Genomic DNA, 14,150 nt, shown 5'->3' with positions numbered 1-14,150 from the left:
TGCGCCGATGCGCCACGCTAGTGGAAATCCCGCGATTGGGTCTGCAGGTCGCCCAGCAGGTGGCTGAGGTCGTGCAGGTCGCGGGCGACCAGGTGCTGCACGCCATCGACCTGTTCCCAGCGCCCGCGCACCGCCATCAGCCGCGCCCCCAGCAGTACCTTGCGCCGGCGTGCAGCCAGGTCCTGCCAGACCACGACGTTGAGCGGGCCATGCTCGTCCTCGAGGGTAACGAACACCGTGCCCTTGGCCGTGCCCGGACGCTGCCGCTGCACCACGATGCCGGCCACGTGGGCGCCGCGCCCGTGCGGCAGTTGCCGGACCTGGGCGATGTCGAGCACGCGCTCGCGCTGCAGCCGCGCGCGCAGCAGCGACAGCGGATGCTCGCCGAGGGTGAGGCCGAGCACCCGGTAATCTGCCAGCACCTCCTCGCCGGCCGAAGGCGCCGGCAACGCCACCGCCTCCTCGTCGGGGCTGCCGGGCAGCAGCGGCCGCTGCCGTTCGATGCCGGCTACTTCCCAGCGTGCGGCGTGGCGGTGCCCGGCCAGTGTCTGCAGCGCACCGGCTTCGGCCAGCGCGCGCCGCGCCCGCTCGTCCAGGCCGGCGCGCAGGCACAGGTCGCGCACGTCGGCGAACGGGCGCCTGGCACGCGCGGCGACGATGGCCAGCGCCGCGCTTTCAGGCAAGCCGGCCACCTGGCGCAGGCCCAGGCGGATGGCGGGCTGGCCGTCGTCGTCATCCGGGCCACGGCGTGCCCGTCCGCCTTCCAGGGTGTTGTCCCGGTCGCTGCAGGTCACGTCCACCGGCCGCACCTCCACCGCGCGGCGTCCGCCGTGACCGTCGCGGCGCGCGTCCTGGACGATCTCGCTGGGCGAATAGAAGCCCATCGGCTGCGCGTTGAGCAGCGCACAGGCAAAGGCCGCCGGTTCATGGCGCTTGAGCCAGCTGCTGATGTAGACCAGCTTGGCGAACGAGGCGGCATGGCTCTGCGGGAAGCCGTAGGAGCCGAACCCCTTGATCTGCTCGAAGATCTGGTCGATGAATTCGTCGGAGTAGCCGTTGGCCTGCATCCGTTCGCGGATGCGGACGCGATGCGGCTCCATGTCCCCGCCGCGGCCCCAGGCCGCCATCGAGCGACGCAGGCCATCGGCTTCCCCGGGGCTGTACCTGGCGGCGATGATGACAAGCTCCATCACCTGTTCCTGGAACAGCGGAATGCCGCAGGTGCGCCCGAGGATTTCCCGCAACGCCTCGGGACAGGTCGCCTCCTCCCTGCCCTGTCGCCGGCGCAGGTACGGATGCACCATGCCGCCCTGGATCGGCCCCGGGCGCACGATCGCCACCTCGATCACCAGGTCGTAGAAGCACGCCGGTTTCAGCCGCGGCAGCATGCTCATCTGCGCGCGCGATTCGATCTGGAACACGCCCACGGTGTCGGCGGCCTGGATCATGGCGTAGGTCGGCTCGTCGCCGGCCGGCAACCGTGCCAGGTCGATGCGCTGGCCGCGGTGGCGCTCCACCAGGTCCAGCGCCTTGCGGATGCAGGTGAGCATGCCCAGCGCCAGGCAGTCGACCTTGAGCAGCTTCATCGTCTCCAGGTCGTCCTTGTCCCACTGGATGATGGTGCGCCCGTCCATGGCCGCGTTCTCGACCGGCACCACGGTGGACAGCGGCGCATCGCTGATGACGAAACCGCCCACGTGCTGCGACAGGTGGCGCGGGTGGCCGTTCAACTGCGCGGTGATCGCCATCAGCCGCCGGATCAGCGGGTTGTCCGGGTCGAAGCCGGTCTCGCGCAGCCGCTGCGCCATCGGCACCTCGCCATTGCCCCAGCCATGGCATCCGGCCAGCAGCGCGATCTGGTCCGGCGGCAGGCCGAAGGCACGGGCCACGTCGCGCACCGCGCTCTTGCCGCGGTAACGGATCACGGTGGCCGCCAAAGCGGCGCGGTGGCGGCCGTACTTGGCGTATACGTACTGCAGCACTTCCTCGCGCCGCTCGTGCTCGAAGTCCACGTCGATGTCCGGTGGCTCGTCGCGTTCGCGCGACAGGAAGCGCGCCATCAGCAGCCGGCTTTCGGCCGGGTCCACCACGGTGATGCCCAGCGCGAAGCACACCGCGGAATTGGCCGACGAACCCCGGCCCTGGCACAGGATGTCGCGCTCCCTGGCGAAGCGCACGATGTCCTGCACGGTCAGGAAGAACGCCTCGTACTGCTTGTAGGCGATCAGCTCCAGCTCGTCCTCGATCTGGCGCACGACGTCGGCCGGCGTTCCCTGCGGCCAGCGCTCGCGCATGCCGCGTCCGGTCAGTTCGCGCAGCCAGCTGCTGGGCGTGTGCCCGGCAGGCACCAGTTCGGTCGGGTACGCGTAGCGCAGTTGATCCATGTCGAAACTACAGCGGCGCGCCAGCCGCACCGCGTTGTCCAGCAGTGCCGGCGGGTGGATGTTGCCCAGCGCGCGGCGGGTGCGCAGGTGGCGCTCGCCATTGCGGAACAGGTGCGCGCCGCATTCGGCCAGCGCCAGGTTATGGCGGATGGCGGTCATCGTGTCCTGCAGCATGCGCCGGCGGCGCACGTCCATGTGCACGTCGCCGCTGGCCAGCGGCGTCATCGCCAGCGCATCGGCCAGCGCCAGCAACCGCTGCAGGCGCGCGGCATCGTCCTGTTCGCGGTGCAGTTCCACCGCCAGGTGCGCGCGTGCGCCGAACACGGCCTGCAGCCAGCGCCCCTGTTCCTCCTGCGGCTCGGCGCCCGGCAGCCACAACGCGAACAGGCCCGAGGCCTCGGCACCGGCGTCGCCCAGCACCGACTCCACGTCCGCGCGTGCCAGCCGGTACGTGCCCTTGCCGGCCGCCAGGCGGCCGCGGCTGATCAGTTCGCACAGCCGCGTGTAGCCGGCGGCGGTTTCCACCAGCAATACGCAGCGCAGGCCGCAGCCCAGGGCGAACTCGCTGCCGACCACCAGCTTCACGCCGCTGGCGCGTGCCGCCTCCCAGGCGCGCACGATGCCGGCCAGCGAGCATTCGTCGGTGATCGCCAGCGCTTCGTAGCCGCAGGCGCGCGCACGCGTGAACAGCTGCTCGGCGCTGGCCGCACCGCGCAGGAAGGAAAAATCCGACAGGCAATGCAGTTCGGCGTAGGCGGGCAGGTCGTCCTCGCCGGGCGCGCCATCGTTGGCGGCCGCGCGCCCCAGGCGCTGTGCCACTTCCCAGGCGCGCGGCGCACGCGTGCCGGCATGCGAATCGCGGGCTTCGCGGCGGCTCATGCGAACCACCCGTGCAGCATCCAGCCGCCCTGCTCGCCCGGCGGCGCGAAGGCCCAGGCGCGCTGGCCCTGCGAAGTTTCCAGCACGTAGTAATCGCGGCGCGCGTCGTCGCCGTCCCACCAGCCGCTTTCCAGCCGTTCCGGGCCGGACACGATGCGCAGGCGCGGGTCGCGCAGCGGCACCGGCTGCGGCAGCAGCCAGGCCGGGCGCGGCGGCAGGCCCGGCGCGGCATCGCCGATGCGCGCCTCGTCGCCCTGCAGCGGCCGCCAGGCACGCTCCGGGCGCGGATCGCAGGTCGGCGCGATGCGATGCACCGCGGTATCGCCCAGCCGTGCGCGCAACCGCTCGCGCAGCTGCGGCCACGGCTGCTGCTGGCGCGTACGCGGATCGAACAGGTCGCGCGCGGCCGGCACGAATGGCGGCAGTTCCCGCGCCAGCAGGCGCAGCGCCACCACCGGCCGCTCGAGCCGCACCTGCTCCAGGCGGTTGCGTACCAGCTCGAACAGCAGCGCCGGCTCGCGCTCGGCGGCCAGCAGTCCCACCGCCACGTCGCTGTGGCCCTCCTCGTGCTCCAGCCGCAGCACGAAGCGCTGCACGCCGCCGTCGCGCACCGACAGGTAAGTGCACAGGTCGCCGACCAGGCGGCGCAGCGGGAACAGCAGCGCGGTGTGGCTCTCGACCTCGTAGCCCAGCTCCAGCCGCGCGTCGAAGTGGTCCGGTGGCGCGTAATACGCCAGCGGGTCGTCGGCCTGTCCGTAGAGCCGGTCCAGGTGGTCGAGCAGCGGCAGGCCGAAACGCCGGCGCAGCGCATCGCGCGGCAGCGCACGCAGCGTGCGCAGGTCGCCGATGCCCATGTGCCGCAGGCGCTCGCCGGCATCGTCCGGCAGCCGCGCGCGCGCCACCGGCACGCGGTCCAGCAGCGTCGCCATCGCCGCCGGCTGGGTCACCGCCAGGCCGTCGCGCAGGCCGGCCAGCACCTGCGCGGCGCGCGGCGTCGGCGCCAGCCCGATGCGGTGGCTGAAACCCAGCAGCGCCAGTTCCTCGCGCAGCCGCGCCTCGATGCGCGGCCACGGACCGAGCAGGGCGAAGCTGGCGCGTACTTCCAGCACGATGCAGCCGGGCCACTGCGCGCTGACCAGCGAACTGTGGCGGTAGGCCCAGGCGGCCAGGAAGCGCTGCCAGCGCGCCTCGGCCTGCGGGTCGTGTTCGACCAGGGCCAACCCGGGCAGCAGCGCATGCGCGGCGGTCAGGCGCATGCCGGCCCGTACCCCGGCAGCGGCAGCGGCGGCGTTGACCGCCTGCAGGGTGCGCAGCTGCGCCGGGCCACTGACCAGCGCCAGCGGCGCCTGCGGATCAGGGCATCGCCGCAGGACGGCATCCAGCGCCAGTTGCGGCAGCAGTACACAGGCCCAGAGCATGGCCGCGCCTCACCGCGTGGCCAGGGCAAAGGCGCGCGCCGGCGCCGGGCCGCCGCGGCACTTGCGTACCTGCCAGGCATTGCCGCCGTGCGCGTCGCGCACCGCTTCCAGGCGCAGCGCGGCCGGCGAGGGATTGGCCGCATGGCGGCGGTCGCGCAGGGCAAAGCCCAGGCACTGGCCGCTGTCGGCCGCCACCTGCAGCCGCCGCAGCGCCTGCGCGTCGGCCTGCCGCGGCCAGCCCAGCACCGCTCCGCAGGCGCCACTGCGCAGGCATTGCTCGAACGCCCACAGCGCATCGCGTGGCGTGGCCTGGACGATCTCCAGCCGTTCCAGCGCCACGCCCGCGGCCTGCCAGGCCGGGGCGTAGGGCACATAGGGCGGCGCCACCACCGCCACCGTGGCGCCGGCCTGGCTCAGCCGCGCCAGCGTGGGCAGCAGCAGCGCCAGCTCACCCACGCCATCGGCCGGCAACAGCAGTTCGCTCAGCGCATGACGCGGCCAGCCACCCTGCGGCAGCAGCGCATCGAGCGCGGCATGGCCGGTGGGCTCGCCCAGCGCCGCGGCCGAGGCACGCCCGGCGTGCCACAGCGTCTGCGCCGCCAGCAGGCTGTCGAGGGCGACCACGGTGCCCATTCAAGCCGGGCGTACCAGCCCGCAGTAAACGCCTTCGATGGCGAAATCCTGGCCCGGCCGCACCTCGATCGGCGCATGCGCGCGGTTGCGCGGCAGCAGGTGGATGCACCGCGGCCCGCGCTGCAGGCGCTTGATGGTCAGCTCGCCATCGACGCGCGCCACCACGGTCTGGCCGTCGCGCGCCTCGGGCGTGCGCTGCACACCGACCAGGTCGCCGTCGAGGATGCCGTCGTCGATCATCGAATCGCCCTGCACCCGCAGCAGGTAGTCCGGGCGCAGCGCGAACAGCCGCCGGTCCAGCCAGAACTGCTGGTCCAGGCCGATGTCGGCCCCGATCGGCTGGCCCGCGGCCACCCGCCCGAGCACCGGCAGCGGCAGCAGGTCGGCGTCGCCACCGGGCAGGCGCAGGCCGCGCTTGCGCCCCGGCAGCTGCTCCAGCAGGCCGTCGGCCAGCAGCGCCTGCACGTGCTTCTGCGCGGCGTTGCGCGAGGCAAAGCCGAACGCCGCGGCGATCTCGGCCAGGCTGGGTGCGCGCCCGGCCGCCAGCTCCCGGCGCAGGAAGGCAAGGACGGCGGCGCGCTGCGGTGGCAGGTCGGCGGGGATCATGGGTGTACATTTGTACACCCAGACGGGCACCGTAGCCAGTGCCGCCTGCGGGTTACGCGAAGTGCCGGAAGCGGCCCGCCGCGCGATGGCGGGGCCGTTGTTTCCCGGTGCCGTGGCCGGTACCGGGCCCGCCCGCGCCGGATACGCGGCCGGCGCCGGCTAGCGCAGGTTTTCGCCGAAGAAACGCAGGGCTTCGTCCACCGCCGCCGCATGCGTGGCGGCCTTCGGGACCGCGGTCCGGCACAGCCCCTGCAGCCGGTCCGCTCCCAGCGGGGTGCACTCGGACAGGAAGTCGTAGTGGGCCACGCCGGGGAGGTGGCGGATCACGGCGTTGCCGGCCAGCGCCGCGGCCACGTCGCTGTTGCTGGCGGGGGCGGCCACCGCGTCGTCCGTGCCCACCATGATCGACAGCGGGAGCTGCAGCCCCTCCAGTTCCGCCGGGTCGAACGCCTGCACGATCGCCGGTGCCAGCAGGAAGGCCGCGCGCACCCCGGGCAGCGCGCGGGACTGGCCCGCCTGGCGGACATGCGGCGCCAGTTCCGGGGAGGCCGCCGCGGCCACGCGGGCGGCCTGGGTGTGCGTGGGCGACTCGTCCTGCGGGCGGCACACGCCATCGTCGGGATGCGCGGCGCAGAAGCGCGCCAGGCGCGGCATGTCCGGGCGCACACCGGCGGCAACCAGCGCGGTGAACCCTCCGGCCGAATACCCGACCAGGCCGAGCCGCGCCGTATCCACATGCGCACCGAGCACCGGATCCGCCTGCACCGCCGCCAGTGCCGTCGCCAGGTCATCGGCGCGCAACCAGGGGAGCACGCTGCCGGCCAGGGTCATCGGGTCGATGCCGTTGTTGCCGGGGTGATCGACGGCAATCACCAGGTAGCCCGCGCGGGCCAGCGCCGTTCCCAGCCACCCCATCATCCGCGCCGTTCCGCCATTGCCGTGGGACAGCAGCAGGGTGGGAAGCCGCCCGCCGCTGACCGGCGCATCCTCGACCCGCCCCGCTTCCTGGAACAGCGGGGCGTCGGGCGGGCCGATCGACAGCGGCGTTTCCGCACGTGCCGTGTGCGTCGGATACCACACCGTGAAGCGCAGGGCATCGCGCTGCCCGGCATCGCGGATGGCGGCGGTCGCCGAGCTGGCCACGCCGGTCCGTTCGCCCGCCTTGGGCAGCGGCGGGGCGGGAGCGAGCTGCAGGGCGCCCAGCGCCAACGCCAGGGCCGAGTGGAAAAAGGACATCGATCACTCCGGTCGTTGCGGGATTTCAGCCAGCGGCAGCCATAGCTCCACGCCGCCGTTGCCGCTGCGGTCGTCGAAGCGCGGGTCGTAGCGCTCGAATGCCGGCGTGTCGGCCAGCGCGATCCGCGCCATGGGCAGGTAGTGCTCGCGCAGCCAGCGCCAGGTCGAGCGGATCGAGGACACGTGGCCGGCGTGCCAGGCCACCAGGTAGCGCATCGCCGGCAGGTCGACACGCTGCCAGTGGCGCGGCGGGGGCTGCGCCGGGTCCAGCGGCACCGCGGCGATGTAATCGAACGCCCCGTCCCCGTCGCGGTTCATGCAGACCCCGTAGCTGACCGGTGCCGGCCGCGGCCACTGGCGATCGAGCTGTTGCCATTGGCCGGGGATTTCGCCGTTGCTGAAGCAGGTATGGCGGCGGCCGATGCCGGCGACCGAGAATGCCGGCAGCGTGGCCCGCCACAGCGCGATCCCGTTGCCCGCGGCCGCCTCGTCCAGTTTGAGCGCGTCCACCAGGGCGAGGGACGCCAGCCCGTGGTCGCGCACCTGCGCCGGGGTGCTGCCGAACTGGCCGCAGAACGCGCGGGTAAAGGCGGCATGCGTGGAATAACCGCTGTCCAGCGCGAGCTGCAGGATGTCGTCGCCGCCCTGGGCCAGGCGCCGCGCGGCCAGGGTCAACCGCCGGCCGCGCAGGTAGCGCATCAACGGGGTACCGGTACGGCCATGGAACATGCGGGACAGATGGAACGGCGACAGCCCCACCGCGGCGGCGATATCCGCCAGCGCCAGCGCGCCATCGTCATGGCATTCGATGTGCCACAGCACTTTTGCCGTTGCGCTCAAGATGCGTCCTGCCTGTCGAACGCCGGCAAGAATAGCGGAGCCGGAAACGCCGCGTTTAGCAGTTCTTGCGGCGCATGCAGGCATTCCATCGCGGGCGCCACCGTGACGCCGGCGATATGCACGCCACTGGCGTGCGCGGCATCGAACGCCGCAGCGCCGGGCGCGAAGGCCGGCAATCACGACGAAGCGACATCGAAGATGGCGCGCCCGGAGGGGTGAGAAGCCGCGCCTGCACGCCACTGGCGTGCGCGGCATCGAACGCCGCAGCGCCAGGCGCGAAGGCCGGCAATCACGACGAAGCGACATCGAAGATGGCGCGCCCGGAGGGGTGAGAAGCCGCGCCTGCACGCCACTGGCGTGCGCGGCATCGAACGCCGCAGCGCCGGGCGCGAAGGCCGGCAATCACGACGAAGCGACATCGAAAGATGGCGCGCCCGGAGGGATTCGAACCCCCGACCAATGGCTTCGGAAGCCACTACTCTATCCGGCTGAGCTACGGGCGCGTTGTGTGTCGCTGCGGGAGCCGGGGGCTCCCTACCGTCCGGCGCTGCCGGGCGGAGGCGCATTCTAACGGTAAATGCATGCGCAGGTCTGCCCCTGTCGCACCGGCGCATGGCAACGGACCGCCGGGCCCGGCTGGTAACCTGTGCGCATGGGTTACGAACGCTACCAACAACAGCCGGCGCCGGCACCGTCGCGGCTGGCCAGCTACTGGAAACTGATGCGCGCCGACCGCCCGATCGGCACCCTGCTGCTGCTGTGGCCGACGTGGTGGGCGCTGTGGCTGGCGTCCGATGGCATGCCGGCACCGTGGACGCTGTTCGTGTTCACCGCCGGCGTGTGGCTGACCCGCTCGGCCGGCTGCGTGATCAACGACTACGCCGACCGCTGGCTGGACCCGCACGTCAAGCGCACCAAGGACCGCCCGCTGGCCACCGGCGCGGTGTCCGGGCGGCAGGCGCTGGCGCTGTTCGCCGGGCTGATGCTGGTCGCGTTCGCGCTGGTGCTGACACTCAACGCGCTGACCATCGGCCTGAGTTTCGTCGGCGTGTTCCTGGCCGCCACCTACCCCTACCTCAAGCGCTACACCCACCTGCCGCAGGTCTACCTGGGCATGGCCTTCGGCTGGGGCATCCCGATGGCTTTCGCCGCGGTGCAGGGCGAGGTGCCGCCGCTGGGCTGGGTGCTGTATGCGGCCAACATCCTGTGGTCCACCGCCTACGACACCTGGTATGCGATGGTCGACCGCGACGACGACCTCAAGGTCGGCTCGCGCTCCACCGCCATCCTGTTCGGCGACCTGGACCTGGTGATCCAGGGCATCCTCTACGCGCTGTTCTTCGCGGCGATGGCGCTGGCCGGCCAGCGTGCCGGGCTGGGCATGCCGTACTGGGCCGGCCTCGGCGTGGCCGCGGCGCTGGTGGCCTGGGAATTCTGGATATGCCGCACGCGCGAGCGCCAGGCCTGCTTCCGCGCGTTCCTGCACAACAACTGGGTCGGGGCCGCGCTGTTCGCCGGCATCGTCGCCAGCCAGTACCTGGACTGACACGCCACGGCCCGCCCCCGGCGGGCCGTGCGCATCGACAGCCGGGCCGCCGGCTCAGGCAGCGGTCCGGCCCAGCCGGCGCAGGCGGAACGCGACCACCACCTGCAGCACGCCGTAGACCAGCGCCATCGCGCCGATCCACAGCGACGTGACCATCAGCCCGCCCAGCGGGTTGAGCGCGAACAGCACGCCCAGCACCACCGCCAGCAGGCCGCTGACAATCAGCAGCCATTCGCCGCGGATGTGCTTGCGCACGCGAATGGCGAAGACGATGCGGTAGATGCCGCCGACCACCAGCCACGCTGCCACGAACAGCAGCAGCACGCTCGCCGTGGCCAGCGGGTTGAGCAGGGCGAGCACGCCGAAGGCGATGGACACCAGCGCGTAGAACACCGTCCAGCCGCGCGATACCGGCGCCGAACCGCCGACCGCCGCGGCCAGCGCCACCACGCCCTCGACGATCGCCATCACCCCCAGCCACATGGCCAGCACCGCCGCGGTACGCACCGGCGCGATCAGCGCCAGTACGCCGAAGGCCACCGCGAACAGGCCGAACAGCAGGACCACCCACCAGTGCCGCGACAGCGCACCGAGCAGCGTGTCGGAAGGGAAACCCGGGTTGCCATTCATGTCATCACTCCTTGCTGATCCAGAGGGAAGCCGTCATCCGAGCATACCCCTGCCGTGCTCACGGCACCCGTGCGCAGACCCAGGCATCGACCCGCGCCACGCCAGCCCGGCGCAGCGCACGGGCCGCGGCCTGCACGGTGGCACCGGTGGTCATCACGTCGTCGACCAGCGCCACATGCGCCGGCAGCGGCCCGTGGGCGGTAAAGGCCGTGCGCAGGTTGCGGCGCCGCGCCGGCGCGTCCAGTTCCGACTGCGCCCGGGTGGCGCGGGTGCGCTGCAGCCCGGCCCGCAACGGCAGGCGCAGCGCGCGGGCCAGCGGCCGCGCCAGTTCCAGCGCCTGGTCGTAGCCGCGCCGGCGCAGGCGCGACAGGTGCAGCGGCACCGGCACCAGCGCCTGCGGCCGCACCACCGCCGCCAGCCGGGCGTGCATCAACTGCGCCAGCAGGCGCCCGGCGGCCAGGTCGCCATGGAACTTGAAGCGCCGCAGCAGCCCGTCCACCGGCGCGGCGTACAGCAGCGCGGCGTGGACCGCCGCCAGCGGCGAACGGCCGCCGTGGCAGGCGCCGCACAGCGCCCCGTCCGGCTCGGCGGCCGGCAGCGGCAGGGCGCAGCCACGGCACGCGTTCTCCAGCCACGGCAGGGTGCCGGCACAGGCGCCGCACAGGTCGCACCCGGGCCGGCCCGGCTCGCCGCAGACCAGGCACGTGGGCGGGAACAGCAGGCCGGACAAGGCCCCGCCCATCCTGTAAACCAGATCGACACGTGATTTGTTGACAGCCGGATGCATGCTCACCAGACTGCCCCGCTTCCGTTGCCCGATCTGTCAGGAAACCCCATGTCCGCCGTCATCCGCCACGACTGGAACCGCGAGGAACTGCTGGCGCTGTTCGACCTGCCCTTCCCCGAACTGCTGTTCCGCGCCGCCAGCGTGCACCGCGAACATTTCGACCCGGCACAGGTGCAGGTCTCCACCCTGCTGTCGGTCAAGACCGGCGGCTGCCCGGAAGACTGCGCCTACTGCCCGCAGGCGCAGCGCTACGACACCGGCGTGGATGCGCAGAAACTGATGGACACCGACAGCGTGGTCGCCCGCGCCCGCGCCGCCCGCCAGGCCGGTGCCTCGCGCTTCTGCATGGGCGCGGCCTGGCGCTCGCCCAAGGACCGCGACATCCCCAAGGTGGCGGCGATGATCCGCGAGGTGAAGGCGCTGGGACTGGAGACCTGCGCCACCCTGGGCATGCTCGAAGGCCACCAGGCGCAGGCGCTCAAGGACGCCGGGCTGGACTACTACAACCACAACCTCGACACCGCGCCGGACTATTACGACTCGATCATCCACACCCGCCAGTACCAGGACCGGCTGGACACGCTCGAGCACGTGCGCAACGCCGGGCTGAAGACCTGCTGCGGCGGCATCGTCGGCATGGGCGAGACCCGCGAACACCGCGCCGGCCTGCTGCTGGCCCTGGCCAACCTGCCGGCGCACCCGGATTCGGTGCCGATCAACCGCCTGGTGCAGGTTGCCGGCACGCCGCTGCATGGCAGCGCCGAGCTGGATCCGTTCGAGTTCGTGCGCATGATCGCGGTGGCGCGCATCACCATGCCGCGCTCGATGGTGCGGCTGTCGGCCGGGCGCGAGAGCATGAGCGACGAGCTGCAGGCGCTGTGCTTCGCCGCCGGCGCCAATTCCATCTTCTACGGCGAGAAGCTGCTGACCACCGGCAACCCGGACACCGCGCGCGACCAGGCGCTGTTCGCGCGGCTGGGAATCTCGCCGATGCAGGTGGAGGTGGATGCCGGTGACCACGACCATCCCGGCACCGTGCACCTGGACATCGCCCCGCACTGCGCGGCCACGGCCTGAGCCCACCGCGCCCGCGGTCCGTGCGGTGCGCCGCCGGGCCGCGCCGCAAGCGGTTGCAGCAGCAACCGGTTACGCTAGCCGCCCACCCGTCCATGAACTGACGCCATGGCCCGCTCCGACCTCCTCGCCCGCCTGCAGGACCAGCGCAAGCTCCGCCAAGCGCAGGGGCGCATCCGCGTGCGCCGCAGCGTCGGCCGCCGCGACGGCGTGCGCCTGGAAGTCGGCGGCAAGTGGCTCACCGGCTTCTGCAGCAACGATTACCTGGGCCTGTCGCAGCAGTTCGAAGTGGTCGCCGCACTGCAGGATGCCGCCGGCCGCGAAGGCGCCGGCAGCACCGCATCGCACCTGGTCTGCGGCCACCACGTGCTGCACGAGCAGCTGGAGCACGAGATGGCCGACTGGCTCGGCTATCCGCGCGCGCTGCTGTTCGACAGCGGCTTCATGGCCAATCTCGCCGTGCAGCAGGCGCTGCTGTCCGAAGAGAGCGACGTCTGCGTGCAGGACCGCCTCAACCACGCCAGCCTGCTCGATGCCACCCGCCTGGCGGGCTGCCGCCTGCGCCGCTACCCGCACCTGGACAGCGAAGGCGCCATGCGCCAGCTGAAGAACGCCGCCGACGGCGCCGCCATGCTCGCCACCGATGGCGTGTTCAGCATGGATGGCGATGTCGCCCCGCTGCGCTCGCTGTCGCTGGTGGCGCGCATGCAGGAGGCGCTGTTCTACGTGGACGACGCACACGGCATCGGCGTGGTCGGCGAACACGGCCGCGGCTGCGTGGCCGATGCCGGGCTCGGCGTGAACGAAGTGCCGCTGCAGCTGGCCACCCTGGGCAAGGCGCTGGGCGGTCATGGCGCGGTGGTGCTGGGCGAGGACAGCCTGATCCAGCACCTGGCCGAAACCGCGCGCCCGTACATCTACACCACCGCGCTGCCGCCGGCGCAGGCCGCCGCATCGCTGGCCGCGGTGAAACTGGCACGCCGCGACCACTGGCGCCGCGAGAAGCTGGCCGAACTGATCGCGACGTTCCGCGACGGCGCACGCCGCAACGGCCTGGAGCTGATGCCCTCGGAGACGCCGATCCAGCCGCTGCTGTGCGGCGACGAGGCCACGGTCATGGCGCTGGCCACCGCGCTGGAGCAGTCCGGCTTCATGGTCGGTGCGATCCGCCCGCCGACCGTGCCCGAGGGCAGGGCGCGGCTGCGCATCACGCTGTCGGCGCTGCACACGATCGAACAGGTCAAGGCGCTGGTCGAAGCCACCGCCCGCGCCCGCGACCTGCTCGCCTACGAGCAGTCGCTGAACACTGCCAGCGCCTGAAGAACACCGTATACGCATGCATATCGACGTCACCGGCAGCGGCCCGGCACTGGTCCTGATCCACGGCTGGGCGCTGCACGGCGGCATCTTCGCGCCGCTGGTGCAGCGCCTGTCGCCACACTTCCAGCTGCACGTGGTGGACCTGCCCGGCCACGGCTTCAGCCGCGACGACGACACCCCGCTGCGCCTGCCCTACCTGGTCAACGCCATCGCCGCGGCCACCCCGCCGGCGGTCTGGTGCGGCTGGTCGCTGGGCGGGCTGGTGGCGCTGCACGGCGCGGCCACCCTGCCGCAGGTGCGCGGGCTGGCGATGCTCGCCGCCACGCCGCGCTTCGTGCGCGACAACGACTGGCCCGACGCGGTGGAGCGCAGCGTGTTCGAACAGTTCGGCCGCGACCTGGAACAGGACTACCACGGCACCCTGGAGCGCTTCCTGGCGCTGGACGTAATGGGTTCGCAGCACGCGCGCAGCGAACTGCGCACCCTGCGCGAGGCCCTGGTCGAGCGCGGCGAACCGGCACCGCGTGCCCTGCACGAGGGCCTGGCGCTGCTGGACCGCAGCGACCTGCGCGGCGCCCTGCCCGGCCTGCGCACGCCCGGCCTGTGGATCGGCGGCCAGCGCGACCGCCTGGTGCCGCCCAACGCCCTGCACCGCGCCGCGGCGCTGGCAGCGGCCGGCCTGCACACCGCGCACACCGCGCACACCATCGACGGCGGCGGGCACGCGCCGTTCCTCGGCCATGCCGACGACGTCGCCGGGCGCCTGCAACGCTTCGTTGCAGCCTGCACGTGAGCCT

The 14,150-nt window shown here is 72.6% G+C and carries 12 protein-coding genes and 1 tRNA gene; 4 read left to right on the top strand and 9 right to left on the bottom strand.

Features of this window, described 5'->3' with window-relative positions; translation table 11 throughout:
* Positions 1-17: 17 nt before the first annotated feature.
* The 7 genes from QQA12_RS00875 to QQA12_RS00845 form a co-directional block, all read right to left on the bottom strand.
* Positions 18-3,263 (bottom strand): error-prone DNA polymerase, encoded by a 3,246-nt coding sequence (locus QQA12_RS00875; RefSeq protein WP_226050767.1) that lies wholly within the window; start codon positions 3,261-3,263, stop codon positions 18-20.
* Positions 3,260-4,681: a DNA polymerase Y family protein gene (locus QQA12_RS00870; RefSeq protein ID WP_182335863.1), complete on the bottom strand. Its 1,422-nt coding sequence runs from the start codon at positions 4,679-4,681 to the stop codon at positions 3,260-3,262. The genes QQA12_RS00875 and QQA12_RS00870 overlap by 4 nt, the downstream gene beginning before the upstream one ends.
* A gap of 9 nt (positions 4,682-4,690) precedes the next feature.
* Positions 4,691-5,314: a translesion DNA synthesis-associated protein ImuA gene (gene imuA, locus QQA12_RS00865; protein ID WP_182335862.1), complete on the bottom strand. Its 624-nt coding sequence runs from the start codon at positions 5,312-5,314 to the stop codon at positions 4,691-4,693.
* Positions 5,315-5,920, bottom strand: coding sequence for a transcriptional repressor LexA (gene lexA / locus QQA12_RS00860; RefSeq protein WP_226050768.1), 606 nt, complete (start codon positions 5,918-5,920; stop codon positions 5,315-5,317).
* A gap of 159 nt (positions 5,921-6,079) precedes the next feature.
* On the bottom strand, positions 6,080-7,156 hold the full coding sequence (locus QQA12_RS00855) for an alpha/beta fold hydrolase (RefSeq protein ID WP_226050769.1): 1,077 nt from the start codon (positions 7,154-7,156) through the stop codon (positions 6,080-6,082).
* 3 nt (positions 7,157-7,159) lie between these two features.
* Positions 7,160-7,996, bottom strand: coding sequence for an AraC family transcriptional regulator (locus tag QQA12_RS00850; protein WP_226050770.1), 837 nt, complete (start codon positions 7,994-7,996; stop codon positions 7,160-7,162).
* Positions 7,997-8,422: 426 nt separating this feature from the next.
* Positions 8,423-8,499 (bottom strand) — tRNA-Arg (locus QQA12_RS00845).
* 149 nt (positions 8,500-8,648) lie between these two features.
* On the opposite strand from QQA12_RS00845, the gene ubiA reads away from it, so the two are divergent.
* A complete protein-coding gene (ubiA, locus tag QQA12_RS00840) occupies positions 8,649-9,542 on the top strand; it encodes a 4-hydroxybenzoate octaprenyltransferase (protein WP_056932428.1) in 894 nt (297 codons plus the stop codon).
* A 54-nt stretch (positions 9,543-9,596) separates the two neighbouring features.
* Here the strand turns inward: ubiA and QQA12_RS00835 are convergent, their stop codons facing one another.
* Both QQA12_RS00835 and QQA12_RS00830 read right to left on the bottom strand, forming a co-directional pair.
* Entirely contained in the window at positions 9,597-10,172 is a 576-nt protein-coding gene (locus QQA12_RS00835; RefSeq protein WP_056932429.1) for an HdeD family acid-resistance protein, read from the bottom strand.
* A gap of 58 nt (positions 10,173-10,230) precedes the next feature.
* Positions 10,231-10,914 (bottom strand): ComF family protein, encoded by a 684-nt coding sequence (locus QQA12_RS00830; protein ID WP_226050771.1) that lies wholly within the window; start codon positions 10,912-10,914, stop codon positions 10,231-10,233.
* A 93-nt stretch (positions 10,915-11,007) separates the two neighbouring features.
* Here QQA12_RS00830 and bioB point away from each other — a divergent pair, with 93 nt between their 5' ends.
* The 3 genes from bioB to bioH all read left to right on the top strand — a co-directional run bounded on the left by bioB (position 11,008) and on the right by bioH (position 14,146).
* The gene (gene bioB / locus QQA12_RS00825; protein ID WP_054662384.1) at positions 11,008-12,036 is read left to right on the top strand and encodes a biotin synthase BioB; all 1,029 of its coding nucleotides are present in this window, start codon (positions 11,008-11,010) and stop codon (positions 12,034-12,036) included.
* 105 nt (positions 12,037-12,141) lie between these two features.
* Positions 12,142-13,353, top strand: a complete 1,212-nt coding sequence (bioF, locus tag QQA12_RS00820) for an 8-amino-7-oxononanoate synthase (RefSeq protein WP_226050772.1) — start codon at positions 12,142-12,144, stop codon at positions 13,351-13,353.
* A 16-nt stretch (positions 13,354-13,369) separates the two neighbouring features.
* Positions 13,370-14,146 carry a pimeloyl-ACP methyl ester esterase BioH gene (gene bioH, locus QQA12_RS00815; protein ID WP_226050773.1) on the top strand — a complete coding sequence of 259 codons (777 nt, stop codon included), beginning with the start codon at positions 13,370-13,372 and terminating at the stop codon, positions 14,144-14,146.
* The last annotated feature ends 4 nt before the right edge of the window (positions 14,147-14,150 follow it).

The sequence above is a fragment of the Stenotrophomonas sp. 17(2023) genome (genome assembly GCF_030345315.1).
Taxonomy (GTDB): domain Bacteria; phylum Pseudomonadota; class Gammaproteobacteria; order Xanthomonadales; family Xanthomonadaceae; genus Stenotrophomonas; species Stenotrophomonas acidaminiphila.
The sequence above is the reverse complement of the archived record's forward strand: the minus strand, read 5'-3'. Positions and strand labels throughout refer to the sequence as shown.

Bases quoted from the DNA above. Each gene is read 5' to 3' on its own strand.
- imuA (WP_182335862.1), bottom strand. From the start codon at position 5,314: ATGGGCACCGTGGTCGCCCTCGACAGCCTGCTGGCGGCGCAGACGCTG.
- QQA12_RS00870 (WP_182335863.1), bottom strand. From the start codon at position 4,681: ATGCTCTGGGCCTGTGTACTGCTGCCGCAACTGGCGCTGGATGCCGTC.
- QQA12_RS00830 (WP_226050771.1), bottom strand. From the start codon at position 10,914: ATGGGCGGGGCCTTGTCCGGCCTGCTGTTCCCGCCCACGTGCCTGGTC.
- lexA (WP_226050768.1), bottom strand. From the start codon at position 5,920: ATGATCCCCGCCGACCTGCCACCGCAGCGCGCCGCCGTCCTTGCCTTC.
- QQA12_RS00835 (WP_056932429.1), bottom strand. From the start codon at position 10,172: ATGAATGGCAACCCGGGTTTCCCTTCCGACACGCTGCTCGGTGCGCTG.
- bioB (WP_054662384.1), top strand. From the start codon at position 11,008: ATGTCCGCCGTCATCCGCCACGACTGGAACCGCGAGGAACTGCTGGCG.
- bioH (WP_226050773.1), top strand. From the start codon at position 13,370: ATGCATATCGACGTCACCGGCAGCGGCCCGGCACTGGTCCTGATCCAC.
- QQA12_RS00875 (WP_226050767.1), bottom strand. From the start codon at position 3,263: ATGAGCCGCCGCGAAGCCCGCGATTCGCATGCCGGCACGCGTGCGCCG.
- bioF (WP_226050772.1), top strand. From the start codon at position 12,142: ATGGCCCGCTCCGACCTCCTCGCCCGCCTGCAGGACCAGCGCAAGCTC.
- QQA12_RS00855 (WP_226050769.1), bottom strand. From the start codon at position 7,156: ATGTCCTTTTTCCACTCGGCCCTGGCGTTGGCGCTGGGCGCCCTGCAG.
- ubiA (WP_056932428.1), top strand. From the start codon at position 8,649: ATGGGTTACGAACGCTACCAACAACAGCCGGCGCCGGCACCGTCGCGG.